A 14,833-nucleotide genomic window follows, 5' to 3' on the forward strand; every position below is an offset into this window, starting at 1 on the left:
GTTGCCTGCGCTGACTATATGTCCGGACGGTCGGTCCGGACATATAAGCGTCAGAAGCGCGGAGGGATCAGTTGGCGCTTGCGCCAATTTCCTTGTCCCAGCGATCTAGCAACTGCTTGCGCTTGGCCGGGTCGCCATAGGTCTTGAAGTCGTAGTCGATCAACTTTATGTCTTCGAACCTCGGCGCTTCCGGCGGAACCGTCGCAGACTTGTTCGAAGGTAGCTGGAAGGATTTTGCTTCCTTCATGTGCGATTGCACTTCGGCAGTCAGCGCCCAGTCGTACCATTTCTTCGCGGCATCAAGATTGCGAGCGCCTTTAATGATCGACATAGAACCGATTTCATATCCCGTGCCTTCGCAAGGAGCGACAGCCTTTACAGGGAAGCCTTCGGCAATCTGCGCGACGGCGTCATGCATAAAGACAATACCGAGCGCCGTTTCACCGCGTGCAGCAGCCTTCACCGGCGCCGATCCGGACTTGGTATATTGCGAGACGTTGGCATTGAGCTGCTTCAGGTAGTCAAAGGCCTTGTCTTCGCCCATTATCTGCACAAGGGACGCCAACGCCGTGTAGGCCGTGCCAGATGAATTCGGGTTGGCGATCTGGATTTCACCCTTGAAGGATGGATCGATCAAGTCCGCCCAGCATTTTGCTTCCTTCAGGCCCTTAGTCTTGACGATCTCTGTGTTGTAGCCCCAGCCAAGCGCACCGGCATAAACGCCAACCGTCTTGTATCCAGCACTCTCTGCCTGCTTCTTCGCCCAATCCTGCAACTGGTCGAGCATGGGCGACTTGTATTCCTGTGTCAGTCCTTCGGATGCGGCCTGCAAATGCGGATCACCCGTACCAGCCCACCAGATATCGGTTTTCGGGTTGCGTGCCTCAGCTCGGATCTTGGCGTAGGTTTCGCCCGATGACAGACGCACCATATTAACCTGAATGCCGGTTTCTTTCTCGAACATGCCCTTCATCAACTCACAGATGACGACATCGGCCGAGCAGATCAAATTGAGATTGTCCGCAGCGCGCACTTCGGTTGGCATCATCTGAAGACCAACGGCAAAAGCGGCAGCGATTGCGAATACAGAACGCATGATTTTCCTCCCTGAAAAAGCGGCACCTCCATGCCGCACGCCTTTTGCAAGCGTGTGCAAAGATTTCACATGCTGAGACAGGCTGTCAAGCTGAATGACTGCTCGATGCGCGAATATTTGAGGCCTAATGCGGGATTGCAAGCCCACGCAATCGCGTGCAAGATGATAGAAGGGAGAGCGCTAACCGGTGGGATCAGGCAATTGAACAAATCATTCGTCAGCGCCGATGATGTTGCGAAGCGGGCCGGCGTTTCCCGGTCGGCAGTGTCGCGCACGTTTACGCCCGGCGCCAGCGTATCGGATGAAACGCGTCAGCGCGTCATGGCGGCCGCGCAAGCGCTTGGCTATCATGTCAATCAGTTGGCGCGCGGTTTGATGCGCAGCGAAAGCGGTATTGTCTGCCTCGTCGTATCGGAGATGGATACGCCCTACCGCGCCCGGTTGGTACGCGCCCTCACCCACGAATTGCAGCGGGCCGGCAAGATTTCGATGCTGATCAACACGGACCGATCGGATGGCAGCGTCGATGCGGCGTTGCGACAGACCCTGCATTACCGCGCCGACGCCTCAATTCTCTTGTCTGGGCTACCGGACAAAGCAATCACAAAACTCTGTCTCGACAGTGGACAGCGCATTGTTCTGATCAACAGGGATGACGAGATCGACGGGCCTTTCCGCATCAATCTTGATGACGGCCATGCCGCGAGAGTGACAGTAAGTGCATTTTTACGCGCCGGTTGCCGCCACCTTGCTCTCGCCAACTCAGCGGTTGGCACCCCGAGCCTGATGGCTCGCGAACGAGGCTTCGTTGCTGCCGCGGCGGAATTCGGCCTTGATGTGACGGTCGTTCGACATGGCAACACAGTCTATGAGAGCGGCCGCAAGATTGCCCAAACCTTGTTTGCTGAACCAAAGCAACCAGATGCGGTATTCTGCGTCAATGACCTCATGGCGTTTGGACTGATGGACGGAGCACGTCATGATTTCGGGCTGCGGATTCCGGAAGACGTCTGCGTGGTCGGTTTTGATGATATCGAGCAGGCAGCATGGGCATCGTATGCGCTCACGACGTTTTCCCAGCCGGTCGACGAAATCGTGAAAAACAGTATTGCATGGCTCGCAAACCATGGAGGAGAATCGCAACCAGAAGTCCGGTCGATCAACCTGCATGCACCCATGATTTGGAGGAAGTCGATACGCGGCATGCAACGGCCTATCTCGTGAAGGCACCCCAAACACTCAGCCTGCCACGTCCATTGCGTTTCGATTCGTAAAGCGCACTGTCAGCCAGATTCAGAAGGTCGTCGGGGCCGGGAACGGCCACACGGTGAGCTTCGTCAAGGACCGCCATGCCGATGCTGACGGAAACCTTCCCGCTTGGACTGGCGCCGTGCTCAAGCTGCATGGCGGAAATTGCTTCAAGCATTCGACCACCAATATCGGCGGCCCGTTCTGTTGTAATGCTGGGCAGGAGTGCCGCAAATTCTTCACCGCCAAACCGTGCAACAGATCCCCCGCTATCCTTGACTACCTTGTTCAAGGCGCGTCCCACCTGCACGAGACATTTGTCCCCAGCCAGATGCCCGTAGAAATCATTATAAGCCTTGAAATGGTCGATATCGACCATCAGTACCGCCAGGGTATCTGCATTTTCGATGGCACGCACGAACTCCCGTTTCAGCAGATGGCTGAACTTCCGGCGATTGGGCAGATTGGTCAGATGATCCCGTTCCGACTGGTTCTTTAGCTTGCGGTTGGCTTCCAGCAATTTCTGCTCGAGTTCCAGCCGCAACTGTACCGTCGTTGAGAGCTGTTCCTCGACACGCTTCTGCGCGCTGATATCGACACTTGTCGCCAGGAGCCGCAACGGTGAACCGTCGGGGCCATATTCAACGACCTTACCACGGCTTAGTATCCATGCGTTGCCGCCGGCGCCGCGCGGCACACGGTATATCGCTTCAAAATGTGACGTGCGACCACTGACGGCATCCTCAAACGCTTGAATCGCGTGGGCCTTGTCATCAGGGTGCACGATATCCCAGGCAACGCTTTCTGAATCTGCGCCGTTCGGGTCAAGGCCGAGCAGTATGCGGTATTGCGGCGAACGCCACACGCGCATCGTCGCAATATTCAAGTCCCATATCCACTGGCCAGCACTTTCGAGCGCATAGGCCGTACGCTGCTCGGTTTCCCACAGCTTCTCGGCCATTTTTCTCATATTAGTGATGTTGGTGTAGGCGACGGAAATACCAGCGAACTCGCCCAGATCATTCATCACTGGTGCCGCAGAAACCATGAATGTATCTTCGCAATGTTCGATCTGTTGATCGGGAATGGCAAGTCCAGCGAGAGCCGCTTCCAATCCCTTGCGCAGAAGAGGCGCATGGTCAGGTACAATGTCTTCGATGCGCTGACACAGCGCCAACTCACTTGCAATTCCAAGCATGCGTGACAACTGATCGTTGATTGTCACGAAGACTCCGTGGCGATTGATGTAGCAAAGGCCCACGGGAACCTTGTCATAGACCGCCTCGATCTGAAGCAGGCGATCACCACCGCGCTCATTCCCGGCATTGAACGGTGATTTTCGCGATTTACTGATTGGCATCACCCAGCGTTCCAGACAACTGCGGAAACACCCGCAGCTGACACACATTGGCGAGCGAAGAGTTAGATCGTCAAGGTAAATACTCCGAGGTGAGGTTAATTAATCGTCATTAAAAGCCAGTCTGGTCGAGCGTCGCAATCTTGATTAGATTGACGTCGATACTTGGAAAGAAACAGGAGATAACCTTGTCCAACAATCATCCCCACGATGGTGGCCAAGATCGTCAGCAACCTATCGACTGGCGTAAGCACGGTGTGAAGGTAATTCCGGGCGATTCACTTGATCCGAACACGGCACAGACACCGGGCATGAATCGCGCAACTGCGATCAACCGTGCCCGGGCAGGCGCCGAGAAAATCTGGGCCGGCACCGTGGTGATCCATGCCAATGCCAAGACCGGTGCGCATCACCATGGCGACCTGGAAAGCATTATCTATGTGGTGAAGGGCCGCGCTCGCATGCGCTGGGGCGAGAGGCTGGAATTTGTCGCGGAAGCTGGCCCCGGCGACTTCATTTTCGTACCGCCCTACGTACCGCACCAAGAGATCAACGCCAGCCCGGACGAAGCACTGGAATGTGTCCTTGTCCGCTCCGGCCAGGAACCGGTTGTCGTCAATCTGGATATCGAACCTGTGGAAAAGCCGGAAGGCGTCCCCTGGAAAGACCCGATTCACCGCTGAACAGCCCTACCCTTTCTGGTTGCGCTGCAACTTTTCGAAGCGCTTGATCACGCGATCACGCTTCAATTTCGACAGGCGATGTATCCAGAACAGGCCATCCAGCTGATCGATTTCATGTTGCAGGCAAGCTGACAAAAGGCCGCTCGCCTCCTCGGTGTGTAAAACACCTGAAAGATCCTGGTAGCGGACGCGTATTGATATGGGTCGCTCCAGTTCATTCGAGACGCCCGGCATAGAAATGCTTCCCCTCCTCGTGCCGGATAAATTCATCGGAGGCCCATTCGATTTCGGGATTGGCATAGAACCGGGCGCCGGCATTCGGGTCCAGTTCAATGATGACAAGCCGTTTCAGGACGCCAATGTGCGGAGCGGTAATACCAATTCCGGGAGCAGCACGCATTGTCTCAAGGAGATCTTGTGCCAGCATTTGCAGGCCACCGTCGAACTCGGTGACAGGCTTGGCATGCGATCGCAGACCTGGATGGGGAAACTTAAGTATGGTGCGGATTGTCATAAGGTTCTCCGTAGGCAGCCGTGGCACATCGGCAACGCGCCCATTCTTCCTGTTGCCTCAAAGTGTGCTGGTTATGCAAGCTTGCTTTACAAGCGGCGCCACGACCGATAATCGACAACAGAACTATTTGATCCGCTCCGAACGATCGGGGGGATCCAACGAGGCGAATGGATGCCCGCCAGCAAGACTGTAGTGAAACCGCAGGTTCTGCCGAAAGGCGCGTTGGTGATGACGCTCCTGGTTTTGGCGACAACGATCGTCTCGTTCATCGTCATGATGGGCATCACCAACGTATCACCGACAAAGCAAACGACCCAGCTCATCATCGCTGCCAATGCCATTTCCATTCTGGTGCTGGTCTATTTGTCCTACGCGACGCTGAAAAAACTGCTCCTGTTCAAGAGCAAGGAAAAGCACAACGACCTGCACACCAACATCGCGATCATCTTTGCTCTGATTGCATCGATCCCGTCGATTATTGTTGCGTGTTTTTCGCTCATTGTCCTGGACAACCGGCTGAACTCATGGATCAAACCGGAGAATAACCAGATCATCGACATGTCGATCAAGGCAGCGCAATCCTACATGGAGGACAACGTACAGAGCCTGTTGACGACAACACTTTCCATGGCGATAGACCTGGATCAGAGGCGACTTCTCTACAGTCTCGACCGGGGCGCATTCTCGGATTGGCTGACATACGATGCCGGCCGCAATAATTTGCTGGGCGCATCGTTGGTCAAGTCGACCGGCGAGGTTGTCGTCAGAGCAGAACTCTTCGTAGATCATTCATTGCCCGCAGTGCCCTTGGAAGCGCTGAAAGGTGCGGCCGGAGACAAGCCTGTGCTGATACCGCCCGGGGACACAAATCTTGTCGGCGCCGTAGTCAAGACACAGGCCCTGCCAGACCTGTATCTTTATACAATCCGTGCGGTGGATTCCTCTGCGCTCGACAATATGCGCGTCATGACGGACAACAACACTGAGTATCAATCGCTGGCAAACAACCGTTCCAATACGCAGATCGCCTACGCGCTGCTTTACATCGAGCTCACATTGCTGTTGCTGCTCACCGCAGTGTGGACGGGTATTGCGGTCGCCAATCGCGTCGTTCAACCGATCCGGATGCTGATCGGCGCAGCAGAGGACGTAGCCACCGGCAATTTCGACGTCTCCGTCCCCGTGCGCGGATCGGATGGTGACATTGGTTCGCTCTCGCAAACGTTCAACAACATGGTAGAGCAGCTGAAAACTCAGCACAGCGACCTCATCTCGGCCAAGGATGAGATCGATGAGCGCAGGCGGTTTACAGAAGCAGTCTTGTCCGGCGTGACGGCTGGGGTCATCAGCGTCAATTCGCAAGGCAATATCGCCGGGCTCAATCGTCCGGCCGAACAGATGTTGTCAATTGACGGCCTGCAGGCAGCCAGCAAGAACCTTGTCCAGATTTTACCTGAGATCGGTGCGGTATTCGTGGCTGCACGCGAGAACGGCCGGTCTTCCAGCCGCAAACAGATCAGCATCACACGCGGTGGCATCGCACGATCTTTCAATGTCCAGATCACCCGGGAAGACGCTGACACCAAGAACACGTCCTATGTGGTCACAGTCGACGACATTACCGACCTGGTAGCCGCCCATCGCTCATCTGCATGGGCCGATGTGGCCCGCAGGATTGCCCATGAGATCAAAAACCCATTGACGCCGATACAGCTGTCCGCCGAACGCATCCGGCGCCGCTATGGCAAGGTCATTGTCGAAGATCGAGAGGTTTTCGACCAGTGCACCGAGACCATCATCCGGCAGGTCGGCGATATCGGTCGCATGGTGGACGAGTTCTCCGAATTTGCTCGCATGCCAAAGCCCCAGCTGGCAGCGACGGACATCCGCGACGTATTGCGCGATGCGTCCTTCCTCGTCGAAATAAGCAAAAACCGGATCAAGTTTGAACACGATATTGCCAATGAACCGCTTCTAGGAAATTTCGATAGCCGCCTGCTTGGTCAGGCCTTCGGCAATATCATAAAGAATGCTTCGGAATCCATTGATGCGGTATTAGAGACCGGTCAGATCACGGCAGGCTTTATTCTCATCCGCGCCACTGCCGCTGGCCAATCGATCATTGTCGAAGTTCTTGATAATGGCAAAGGATTGCCGTCCGAAAACCGTCACCAGTTACTTGAGCCCTATGTAACGACACGCGAAAAGGGAACGGGTCTCGGCCTCGCGATCGTCAAGAAAATCGTCGAGGATCATGGCGGGCAACTTGAAATGCTCGATGCACCGGAAAGTTTCCACGGCGGTCGTGGTGCCTTGGTGCGGATGGTTTTTCCAAGGCTGTTGGACGCCGCCACGAGCTGAACCGACAGTATCACATTCCTTTCAATTGCTATCAAAATGTGATGACCATCCGCTCGGTTCAAATTGAACGACTAAATTGAAAGCGCTATAGTCCTTACACTGAAACTGGAGTGACAGGATTAGATCTTCTGACCTTCCAGCGACAGTTTATGAATCACGACAACTTATGAAAACAGCTGGAAACTAAAATCAGCGACGGATGTTCGTGATTTTTGAGAACGGGCCGGTGCAACCGGCTATGCTCAGGAGGAGTCAGGCGATGATGCGGCATACGAAAGAAAACGGCGATATCTCCAACTGGATGACATGCTCGATGATTTTGTTTGGCGCGCTTGCAGTTGCAGCTGTCGTCTTCGCAATTTGATTGGTTCGCACGCCGGGTCTATAGAACTCAAGCATACTGGCGCTCAAGCGATACGCTGAATATATTGCAGGCCGGATTCCTTGCGAAACCGGTCTGCAATTGCATTTCAAGTGCTTTCATCGAAAAGCGCCACCCCTTCAACCTCCAGACCCCACGAAAGCGCCGCCTCGACAATGTGCATGCGCAAGCCGGTTGACGCGCAAGGAATGGAACCAAGTACGTCGCAAACAGTTTAACGGCAATACTCGGAATCTTGTTGTAACCTGCGGCTCCTGGTTTTGACCGACAACAAGAGAAGAGAATTGCCGTTGGATTGGGGAAATTGTGGACGTTCCGCAAAGTTCATTTGCATCTTCGCTAGCAGCTTTGCATGGCATGGACAACCATAGCCGTGACACGATCATCATGGATCTCCCCGCTGCGGTCTATACCACCAATAAATCTGGAATTATTACTTTTTACAACAAAGCTGCAGCTGAACTTTGGGGGCGAAAACCTCAAATAGGTGAGGATGAGTGGTGCGGGTCGTGGAAATTGTACTGGCCCGACGGAACACCCATGCGGCACGATGAATGCCCAATGGCCGTAACCCTTCGTGAACAACGGGAGGTTCGCGGGACAGAGGCAATCGCTGAAAGACCCGACGGCAGCCGCATTACCTTTCTGCCCTGTCCGGTCTTGCTGCGCAACAAGCGGGGCGAAATCGTCGGTGCATTGAATATGCTGCTCGATGTAAGCGACCGGCAGCGAGACGAAATTGCCACGCAACGACTTGCTGCAATCGTTGAATCATCGGACGATGCGATCATCAGCAAGGACCTCACCGGAATTGTTCGCAGCTGGAACAAGGGTGCCGAACGGATATTCGGCTACACGGCGGACGAAATGATTGGCCGTTCCATCACCCTGCTAATCCCGCCTGAGCGCTTGAATGAAGAACCAAGTATTGTCGAGCGCATCCGCAGGGGAGAAAGAATCGACCATTATGAAACAATACGCCAACGCAAGGACGGCGATCGTATCCACATTTCGTTGACAGTGTCGCCGGTAAAAAACTCGTCTGGCCGCGTCATTGGCGCCTCAAAAATTGCGCGCGACATTACCGAAAAGAAAGAGAACGAAGAACGGATTTTGATGCTCATGCGGGAGGTGAACCACCGCGTGAAGAACCAATACGCCGTGATCCTGTCCATGATCCGCGAGACAGGCAACCGCACCGGTGATGCTCCTGAATTTGAGCAGCAAGTTCGTGAAAGGATTATGGCGCTCGCACGGTCACACGACTTGCTGGTGCATGTCGCATGGCGCGGGGCGACGATTTCAGATCTGCTTTTGGCACAGATCAGGCCATTCGGTGACGAAGCGAATATCACGATGTCAGGTCCATCAATCACGCTTCAACCCAATGCAGTCCAATACCTGGGGATCGCTTTCCATGAACTGGCGATAAATTCGGCCAAGTACGGCGTTTTTTCGGCAGAATCCGGACACATTACCGTCGACTGGTTCGTTGGCGATGGAGGCAGGAGTTTCTATTTAGCCTGGACCGAGTCTGGCGGACCTGCCGTCAAATTGGGACGCAACAATGGATTTGGCAAAGTTGTTCTCGAACGCGTAACACCGCTGTCACTTGGCGGCGAAGGCACGCTGGAGCAAAGTGCCAATCGCATTGTTTGGACCGTACGCGCACCGATGGAAAATATTGAAACACCCAATACCTGATATCCATCAAATACGTATTGAATCTGATTATTTTTGCTTAGATGTGCCTGCTAGAAAGACATTGGACACGCGTGTATTCTCCGCCACATCACTAAATCGCAGTTCGGAGGGGAACCGCAAATGCCACAGATTTCTCAGCTGTTTTTCAAAACAGCAATCATATGGCTGATCATAGGCCTGATTGTGGGCCTGCAGATGGGAATGTCGGGAAACCACACCACGATAGCAGCCCATGCCCATGTCAACCTTCTCGGCTGGGTATCGAGTGCCATTTTTGGAGGGTACTATGCTCTCAATCCTTCCAAGGCAAACAAGCGCCTGGCAATGGTCCATTACGCAATGTACACATTTGGCTTGGTGGTCATGCTGCCCGCCCTATACTTCATGGAACTCGGCAACACCCAGTTAGAGCCACTTGTCGGCATAGGCTCGCTTATCACCTTCGCGGGCGCACTTGTGTTCGCAGCCGTAATATTTTCCAAGGAAGTCGTGGGGGTTCGAGAAGCCAGACAGGCATGAATTCTCCAAGCTGCCGAGCATGAAAAACTGGAGCCCATGTCCGTGACATAGGGCCCCAGCGCCACTTGATTTGGAACCGGTCAGGCTTCCTTCTTCAAAACGCCGGGATCAATCGGGAGGGTCCTGACGCGTTTACCGGTGGCCGCGAAGATCGCATTCGCCACCGCCGCGCTGACAGCCGCCGTTGCTACTTCGCCTATGCCGCCGGGTGCATCGGCGCTCTTGATCATGTGCGTTTCGACCACCGGCACCTCATCGATCCGCATCGGCAAATAGGTATCGAAATTGCCTTGCTCGACCCGCCCGTCCTTGAGCGTGATCGCACCGTGCAAGACCGCCGTCAGACCGAAAATCGTTCCGCCCTGCATCTGCGCTTCGATCGTGTCCGGATTGACGACCAAGCCGCAATCGACAGCACAAACGACCCGATTGACCTTGACCGATCCATCAGCAGCGACCTCCACCTCCGCCACCTGCGCGATATAGGTACCAAAGGCAAACTGCACCGAGACGCCACGGCCATGACCTTCAGGCATCTTTGTTCCCCAGCCCGACTTCTCAGCGGCGAGGTTCAGGACACCGAGCGCGCGCGGATTGTGCCCGAGCAGCGCCTTTCGGTAGGCGACGGGATCCTGCTTTGCCGCATGTGCAAGTTCGTCCATAAAGCTTTCGACGACGAATATATTGTGAGTTGGGCCAACGCCGCGCCAGAAGGCAGTCGGAATGCCGGCAGGTTCGACCCGCACATAGTCGACATGGATGTTTGGCAGGGCATAGGGTGGCTCGGCAGCACCCTCAACAGCATCGAAGTCGAGTCCATCCTTGAACAGCGGCGGGATATAGCGTGCAATGATCGAAGAACCTGAGACGCGGTGCGTCCAGGCTACGGGTTTGCCATCTGCATCCAGCCCTGCGGAGAGCCGATCGTAGTAATAGGGGCGATACATATCGTGCTGGATATCTTCCTCACGGCTCCAGACGACCTTGACCGGGCCATCCACCTGCTTGGCAACCTTGACGGCATGGACAATACCGTCAGTTTCCAGGCGCCGCCCAAAACCGCCGCCGAGCAAGCGATTATGTACCTTCACCTTCTCGACAGGTAAGTTGGTGAGCTTGGAAGCCGCTGCCTGGGCAAGTGTCGGTACCTGGGTGCCAACCCAGATGTCACAGCTGTCCTTCTGCACATGTACGGTACAATTCATCGGCTCCATCGTCGCATGAGCAAGGAAAGGCAATTGATAGATGGCATCTATTCGTTGTGCCGCACCGGCGAGCGCCTTTTCGACGTCACCTTCATTGCGTGCAACTGCACCAGGCTGCCTTGACGCTTCGTCAAGCTGCTTGATGAGGTCAGCGCTGCTGACCGTGGCATTTGGACCATCGTCCCATTGGATGGCCGCCGCCGCCAATCCTTTCTTGGCCGCTCCCGTATGATCGGCAATGACGGCGACCGCCTCGTCCGTCCTGACCACCTGATGTACGCCCTTGACGGCAAGCGCTGCCGCGTCATCCACTGTTTTGGGCTTGCCGCCAAAAACGGGCGAGATGGCGATCGCCGCGACCTTCATTCCCGGCACCTTGATGTCGATGCCGAACTCAGCACGGCCGTCCACTTTTATGGCTGTGTCCAGCCGCTTGGCCCTGGTGCTGATTAGGGTGAAATCCTTCGGATCCTTCAGCGCCACGCTGTCGGCGGCCGGTACTGGCAGCTTGGCCGCCTCCTCCGCCAATTCCCCATAGCCAAGGTGTAGCGAGCCAGACGCATCGGAAACAACGCCCTTTCTGGCCTGACAGGTCGCAGGATCGACGTTCCATTTCTTGGCCGCAGCCGTAATCAGAAGGTTGCGAGCGACCGCACCTGCCTGACGCAATGGCGTCCAAAACGCGCGGATCGTCGTTGAGGCACCCGTCGTCTGGCTTTGGAGTATCGGATTGGCGTAGAGGGCATCATTGGCAGGGGCATGCTGCAGCAACACCTGGTCAAGGTCGACTTCCAACTCTTCTGCAAGGAGCATGGCCATGGACGTATAGACACCCTGGCCCATTTCAGCCATCGGCATGACCAGCGTCACGACCTCCTTGGGATCGATGCGGATGAAGGCATTAGGTTCGAATGGCGCTATCACTTCAGCTTCGGTCACTTGCGCCGCAGTTGCGGCAAACACTGTTTTGCTGCCCATGCCGGTCATGGCGAAGCCCAATAGCAAGCCGCCGCCTTGCAGGAAGGCACGGCGCGAGGTCTTGTTCTGCCCGAGAATGGGAACGTTCAAATCGATTGTGTTCATGACCTCAGGCCTCCGCTGCTTGCTTGATGGCAGCGCGAATGCGCTGATAGGTGCCGCAACGGCAGACATTTCCAGCCATTGCACCGTCAATATCGGCATCGGTCGGCTTCGGCGTATCGGTCAAGAGTGCTGCGGCCGACATGAGCTGTCCCGACTGGCAATAGCCGCATTGCACCACTTCCAGATCGAGCCAGGCCCTCTGCAGAGCCTTTCCCTGCGGCGTTTCGCCGATAGCCTCGATCGTGGTGACCGCACTGTCACCGATACTGTCGATCGTGGTGACGCAGGAACGCGTCGCCACGCCGTCAATATGAACGGTACAAGCGCCACACAATGCGGCTCCGCAGCCGAATTTGGTGCCGTTCATGCCGAGCACATCTCGCAGCACCCACAGCAAGGGGGTGTCATCATCGACGTCGACGCTATGAGCAGTTCCATTGATCTTGATGGTATGGGCCATGGCTTCCTCGAGGGTGGCTGGGGCGGAATGATGAGGATTGGGCACACGACACGAGACACCAAACGACCGGTCGATTTCTTGCCCTACTCCTGGATGTATCCTTGCTATTGCTGGTGACGTGGATGGACTGGCGCAACAGGCAGATGTTTGAGATTACGGCTGGGGGAGAGCTTTTATAATACCGTCAACGCTTAAAGGGCCTTGAAGTGAATGGTTCATAATGGAGAAATATATCGCCTGTGACGGAACATCATTGCTCACAGGTGTTGGAACTTGAAGGCGTTCAAAGGGTTTAGTGTTGAGTGGGTTGTTATCGGGAGTCCGGCATGCGGCGCGAGGACATTTATATAACGGATGATCTTGACGAAGATGATGACGATGCGTGGCCGCACCATCGATCATATTTTCTTTACAGCTGCATCTTCGCCGCCGGTGTCGCAATCGCTTTCGGCTTGAGCTGGCTTCTTTGAGCTTCAGACAGTGAATCAGCGGCTTCCTCGTCCGGAGGATGCGCCGCTGAAGGATATCTCGATCAAATTCGCAGTGCGTTTACATTCCCAAAATTTCGCTTCGTCCAACGCTGGTGAGCGCCCGTCTCGAGCGTCACGCCGGCGTGATTGGGGCCGCCGATCTCGCAACCGCACGACCGCGATGGCTTCTATGACAAATTGGAAGCCGATATGGCTGCGGGACCAAGTGTATTCGTCCTAGCCTCCAACAATTGAGCTGGGCGGCGGTCAATGCCGAGAGTCCGATCCGATACGGGACCGCTCTTCAGATGTAGAACCTCCTGCTCAACATCATGGTGTGGCAGTCCGTGGCGCGTGCTAGAGAAATGGTGGGCCCGGAGGGACTCGAACCCCCAACCAAGCGGTTATGAGCCGCCGGCTCTAACCAATTGAGCTACAGGCCCCACCTGAAATTCGACGTACCGGGTACTGCCCTGCACATCTGCCGCGATCAATAACGGGAAAAACCGCGAATGCAATCCCTGACTTCGTCTATCCTGTCCTCATGCTCTGATTTCCAACGGAAAAGCAGCCAGGAGTTTCAACCTTCTTCCTGTTCGGCCAGCACAAGCAGGCGCCGGGCGCTTTCCTCATCCGTTATAAACACCGTCGGGCGCACGAGCGTCATCGCGCCATATAGCGCCCTGATCTTTTCCTTGCCACCCGAAGTCAGGACCCGCGCCGGCACGCGCTGCACCGTATCTATGCCGACGGACATGACGAGATCATGGATAGGATGGTCGACCAGACGGCCCTGTTTGTCATAGAAATGGAACAGCAGATCGCCCACGGCACCGCGTTCCGCCAGAGAGGCCTGGTGCCCCTCATTGAGAAAGCCGATGTGATAAGGCGTGCTCGATGCCGTTTCTATTGCGCCTACACTGAGGAGCACAAGATCAAGGTCCTCGGCCATCTCGAACACGCTTTTCAGGCCGCAACGCTCGATTAACGCCGTCTTCGTCTCGATACTGTCGACCATGGCAGGCGCAGGAATGAGATAACCATCACCCTGGAACAGTTGGGCAAATTGCCAGGCAAATTCCGCGGGGTTGAACCGGCGAGGTTGGCTGATACCGCCGAGCAAGGATATGACCGTAAAATTTTCAAGCGCCCGCGCTTCGAGATAGGACAAAGTGTTGAGGAGCGTCCGCCCCCAACCGACACCGACGCGCATGCCGTTGTTGACGACACCGGATAGATAGTCGCCAGTTGCGGCAGCTATTGCCGGGATCGGGTCGTTGTCCGGATGGGATAATGGCGCGATGACCACCTTGTCGAGGCCGAATTGCTTTTCAACCTTTCTTTCCAGCGCGACCAGATCAGAAAGATAGCCCTGAATTCCGATCTTGACCTCATTGCGAGCCCGCGCCTCGGCGAGCATACGTACTATCGTCACGCGGCCGACGCCGAGGATCTCCGCAATCTCGTTCTGCGTCATTTGCTCGATATAGTACATCCAGGCGGCGCGCATACGCATGCGGCTGATCTTGGTATCGGGCTGCCCCACGTCCAGAGGAGTCTTTTGCAGACTATTCGTCGAACCATTCGTTCGCTTGCGTCGATCGGTCAATCGTCTCCCCCTTTGATTGATTGCGGTTCCACCGGCAGCAAGTGCTGTGCCGATGCCAGCACATTATTCCCAGTACACTCCACCAGAATGTTGTTTAGCAAGCCATGAAAAACAGATACAAAGTCTTATCCACTTGCGAGCA

General features: G+C 55.4%; 10 protein-coding genes, 1 tRNA gene and 1 pseudogene. 5 read left to right on the forward strand and 7 right to left on the reverse strand.

Annotation, left to right across the window (positions count from 1 at the left end; all coding sequences use genetic code 11):
- Positions 1–67: 67 nt before the first annotated feature.
- A complete protein-coding gene (locus N8E89_RS02215; RefSeq protein ID WP_106662663.1) occupies positions 68–1,096 on the reverse strand; it encodes an ABC transporter substrate-binding protein in 1,029 nt (342 codons plus the stop codon).
- 162 nt (positions 1,097–1,258) lie between these two features.
- On the opposite strand from N8E89_RS02215, the gene N8E89_RS02220 reads away from it, so the two are divergent.
- Complete coding sequence (locus N8E89_RS02220; RefSeq protein ID WP_113174265.1) at positions 1,259–2,320, forward strand: LacI family DNA-binding transcriptional regulator; 1,062 nt, start codon at positions 1,259–1,261, stop codon at positions 2,318–2,320.
- On the opposite strand, the gene N8E89_RS02225 is transcribed toward N8E89_RS02220, so the two are convergent.
- Positions 2,310–3,704, reverse strand: a complete 1,395-nt coding sequence (locus tag N8E89_RS02225; RefSeq protein ID WP_162739880.1) for a sensor domain-containing diguanylate cyclase — start codon at positions 3,702–3,704, stop codon at positions 2,310–2,312. The genes N8E89_RS02220 and N8E89_RS02225 overlap by 11 nt on opposite strands.
- 185 nt (positions 3,705–3,889) lie before the next feature.
- Here N8E89_RS02225 and N8E89_RS02230 point away from each other — a divergent pair, with 185 nt between their 5' ends.
- A complete protein-coding gene (locus N8E89_RS02230; RefSeq protein WP_106662661.1) occupies positions 3,890–4,384 on the forward strand; it encodes a cupin domain-containing protein in 495 nt (164 codons plus the stop codon).
- 6 nt (positions 4,385–4,390) lie between these two features.
- On the opposite strand, the pseudogene N8E89_RS02235 reads toward N8E89_RS02230, so the two are convergent.
- Positions 4,391–4,898: pseudogene (locus tag N8E89_RS02235) on the reverse strand (peptide deformylase).
- A gap of 171 nt (positions 4,899–5,069) precedes the next feature.
- On the opposite strand from N8E89_RS02235, the gene N8E89_RS02240 reads away from it, so the two are divergent.
- From N8E89_RS02240 to N8E89_RS02250, 3 genes are all read left to right on the forward strand, one after another.
- A complete protein-coding gene (locus N8E89_RS02240) occupies positions 5,070–7,259 on the forward strand; it encodes a sensor histidine kinase (RefSeq protein ID WP_262261023.1) in 2,190 nt (729 codons plus the stop codon).
- Between the two features lie 739 nt (positions 7,260–7,998).
- Positions 7,999–9,345, forward strand: coding sequence for a PAS domain-containing HWE histidine kinase family protein (locus tag N8E89_RS02245; RefSeq protein WP_262261024.1), 1,347 nt, complete (start codon positions 7,999–8,001; stop codon positions 9,343–9,345).
- A 120-nt stretch (positions 9,346–9,465) separates the two neighbouring features.
- Positions 9,466–9,864 carry a hypothetical protein gene (locus N8E89_RS02250; protein WP_113174244.1) on the forward strand — a complete coding sequence of 133 codons (399 nt, stop codon included), beginning with the start codon at positions 9,466–9,468 and terminating at the stop codon, positions 9,862–9,864.
- Between the two features lie 80 nt (positions 9,865–9,944).
- On the opposite strand, the gene N8E89_RS02255 is transcribed toward N8E89_RS02250, so the two are convergent.
- The 4 genes from N8E89_RS02255 to N8E89_RS02270 all read right to left on the reverse strand — a co-directional run bounded on the left by N8E89_RS02255 (position 9,945) and on the right by N8E89_RS02270 (position 14,649).
- The gene (locus tag N8E89_RS02255; RefSeq protein WP_262261025.1) at positions 9,945–12,152 is read right to left on the reverse strand and encodes a xanthine dehydrogenase family protein molybdopterin-binding subunit; all 2,208 of its coding nucleotides are present in this window, start codon (positions 12,150–12,152) and stop codon (positions 9,945–9,947) included.
- Between the two features lie 4 nt (positions 12,153–12,156).
- Complete coding sequence (locus N8E89_RS02260; protein WP_106662654.1) at positions 12,157–12,612, reverse strand: (2Fe-2S)-binding protein; 456 nt, start codon at positions 12,610–12,612, stop codon at positions 12,157–12,159.
- Positions 12,613–13,448: 836 nt separating this feature from the next.
- Positions 13,449–13,525 (reverse strand) — tRNA-Ile (locus tag N8E89_RS02265).
- A gap of 137 nt (positions 13,526–13,662) precedes the next feature.
- Positions 13,663–14,649, reverse strand: a complete 987-nt coding sequence (locus tag N8E89_RS02270) for a sugar-binding transcriptional regulator (RefSeq protein WP_262261796.1) — start codon at positions 14,647–14,649, stop codon at positions 13,663–13,665.
- Positions 14,650–14,833 lie beyond the last annotated feature (184 nt).

This window comes from Phyllobacterium sp. A18/5-2, from assembly GCF_025452215.1.
Lineage (GTDB): Bacteria > Pseudomonadota > Alphaproteobacteria > Rhizobiales > Rhizobiaceae > Phyllobacterium > Phyllobacterium sophorae.

Bases quoted from the DNA above. Each gene is read 5' to 3' on its own strand.
- N8E89_RS02240 (WP_262261023.1), top strand. From the start codon at position 5,070: ATGCCCGCCAGCAAGACTGTAGTGAAACCGCAGGTTCTGCCGAAAGGC.
- N8E89_RS02245 (WP_262261024.1), top strand. From the start codon at position 7,999: ATGGACAACCATAGCCGTGACACGATCATCATGGATCTCCCCGCTGCG.
- N8E89_RS02250 (WP_113174244.1), top strand. From the start codon at position 9,466: ATGCCACAGATTTCTCAGCTGTTTTTCAAAACAGCAATCATATGGCTG.
- N8E89_RS02225 (WP_162739880.1), bottom strand. From the start codon at position 3,704: ATGCCAATCAGTAAATCGCGAAAATCACCGTTCAATGCCGGGAATGAG.
- N8E89_RS02215 (WP_106662663.1), bottom strand. From the start codon at position 1,096: ATGCGTTCTGTATTCGCAATCGCTGCCGCTTTTGCCGTTGGTCTTCAG.
- N8E89_RS02255 (WP_262261025.1), bottom strand. From the start codon at position 12,152: ATGAACACAATCGATTTGAACGTTCCCATTCTCGGGCAGAACAAGACC.
- N8E89_RS02220 (WP_113174265.1), top strand. From the start codon at position 1,259: ATGATAGAAGGGAGAGCGCTAACCGGTGGGATCAGGCAATTGAACAAA.
- N8E89_RS02260 (WP_106662654.1), bottom strand. From the start codon at position 12,612: ATGGCCCATACCATCAAGATCAATGGAACTGCTCATAGCGTCGACGTC.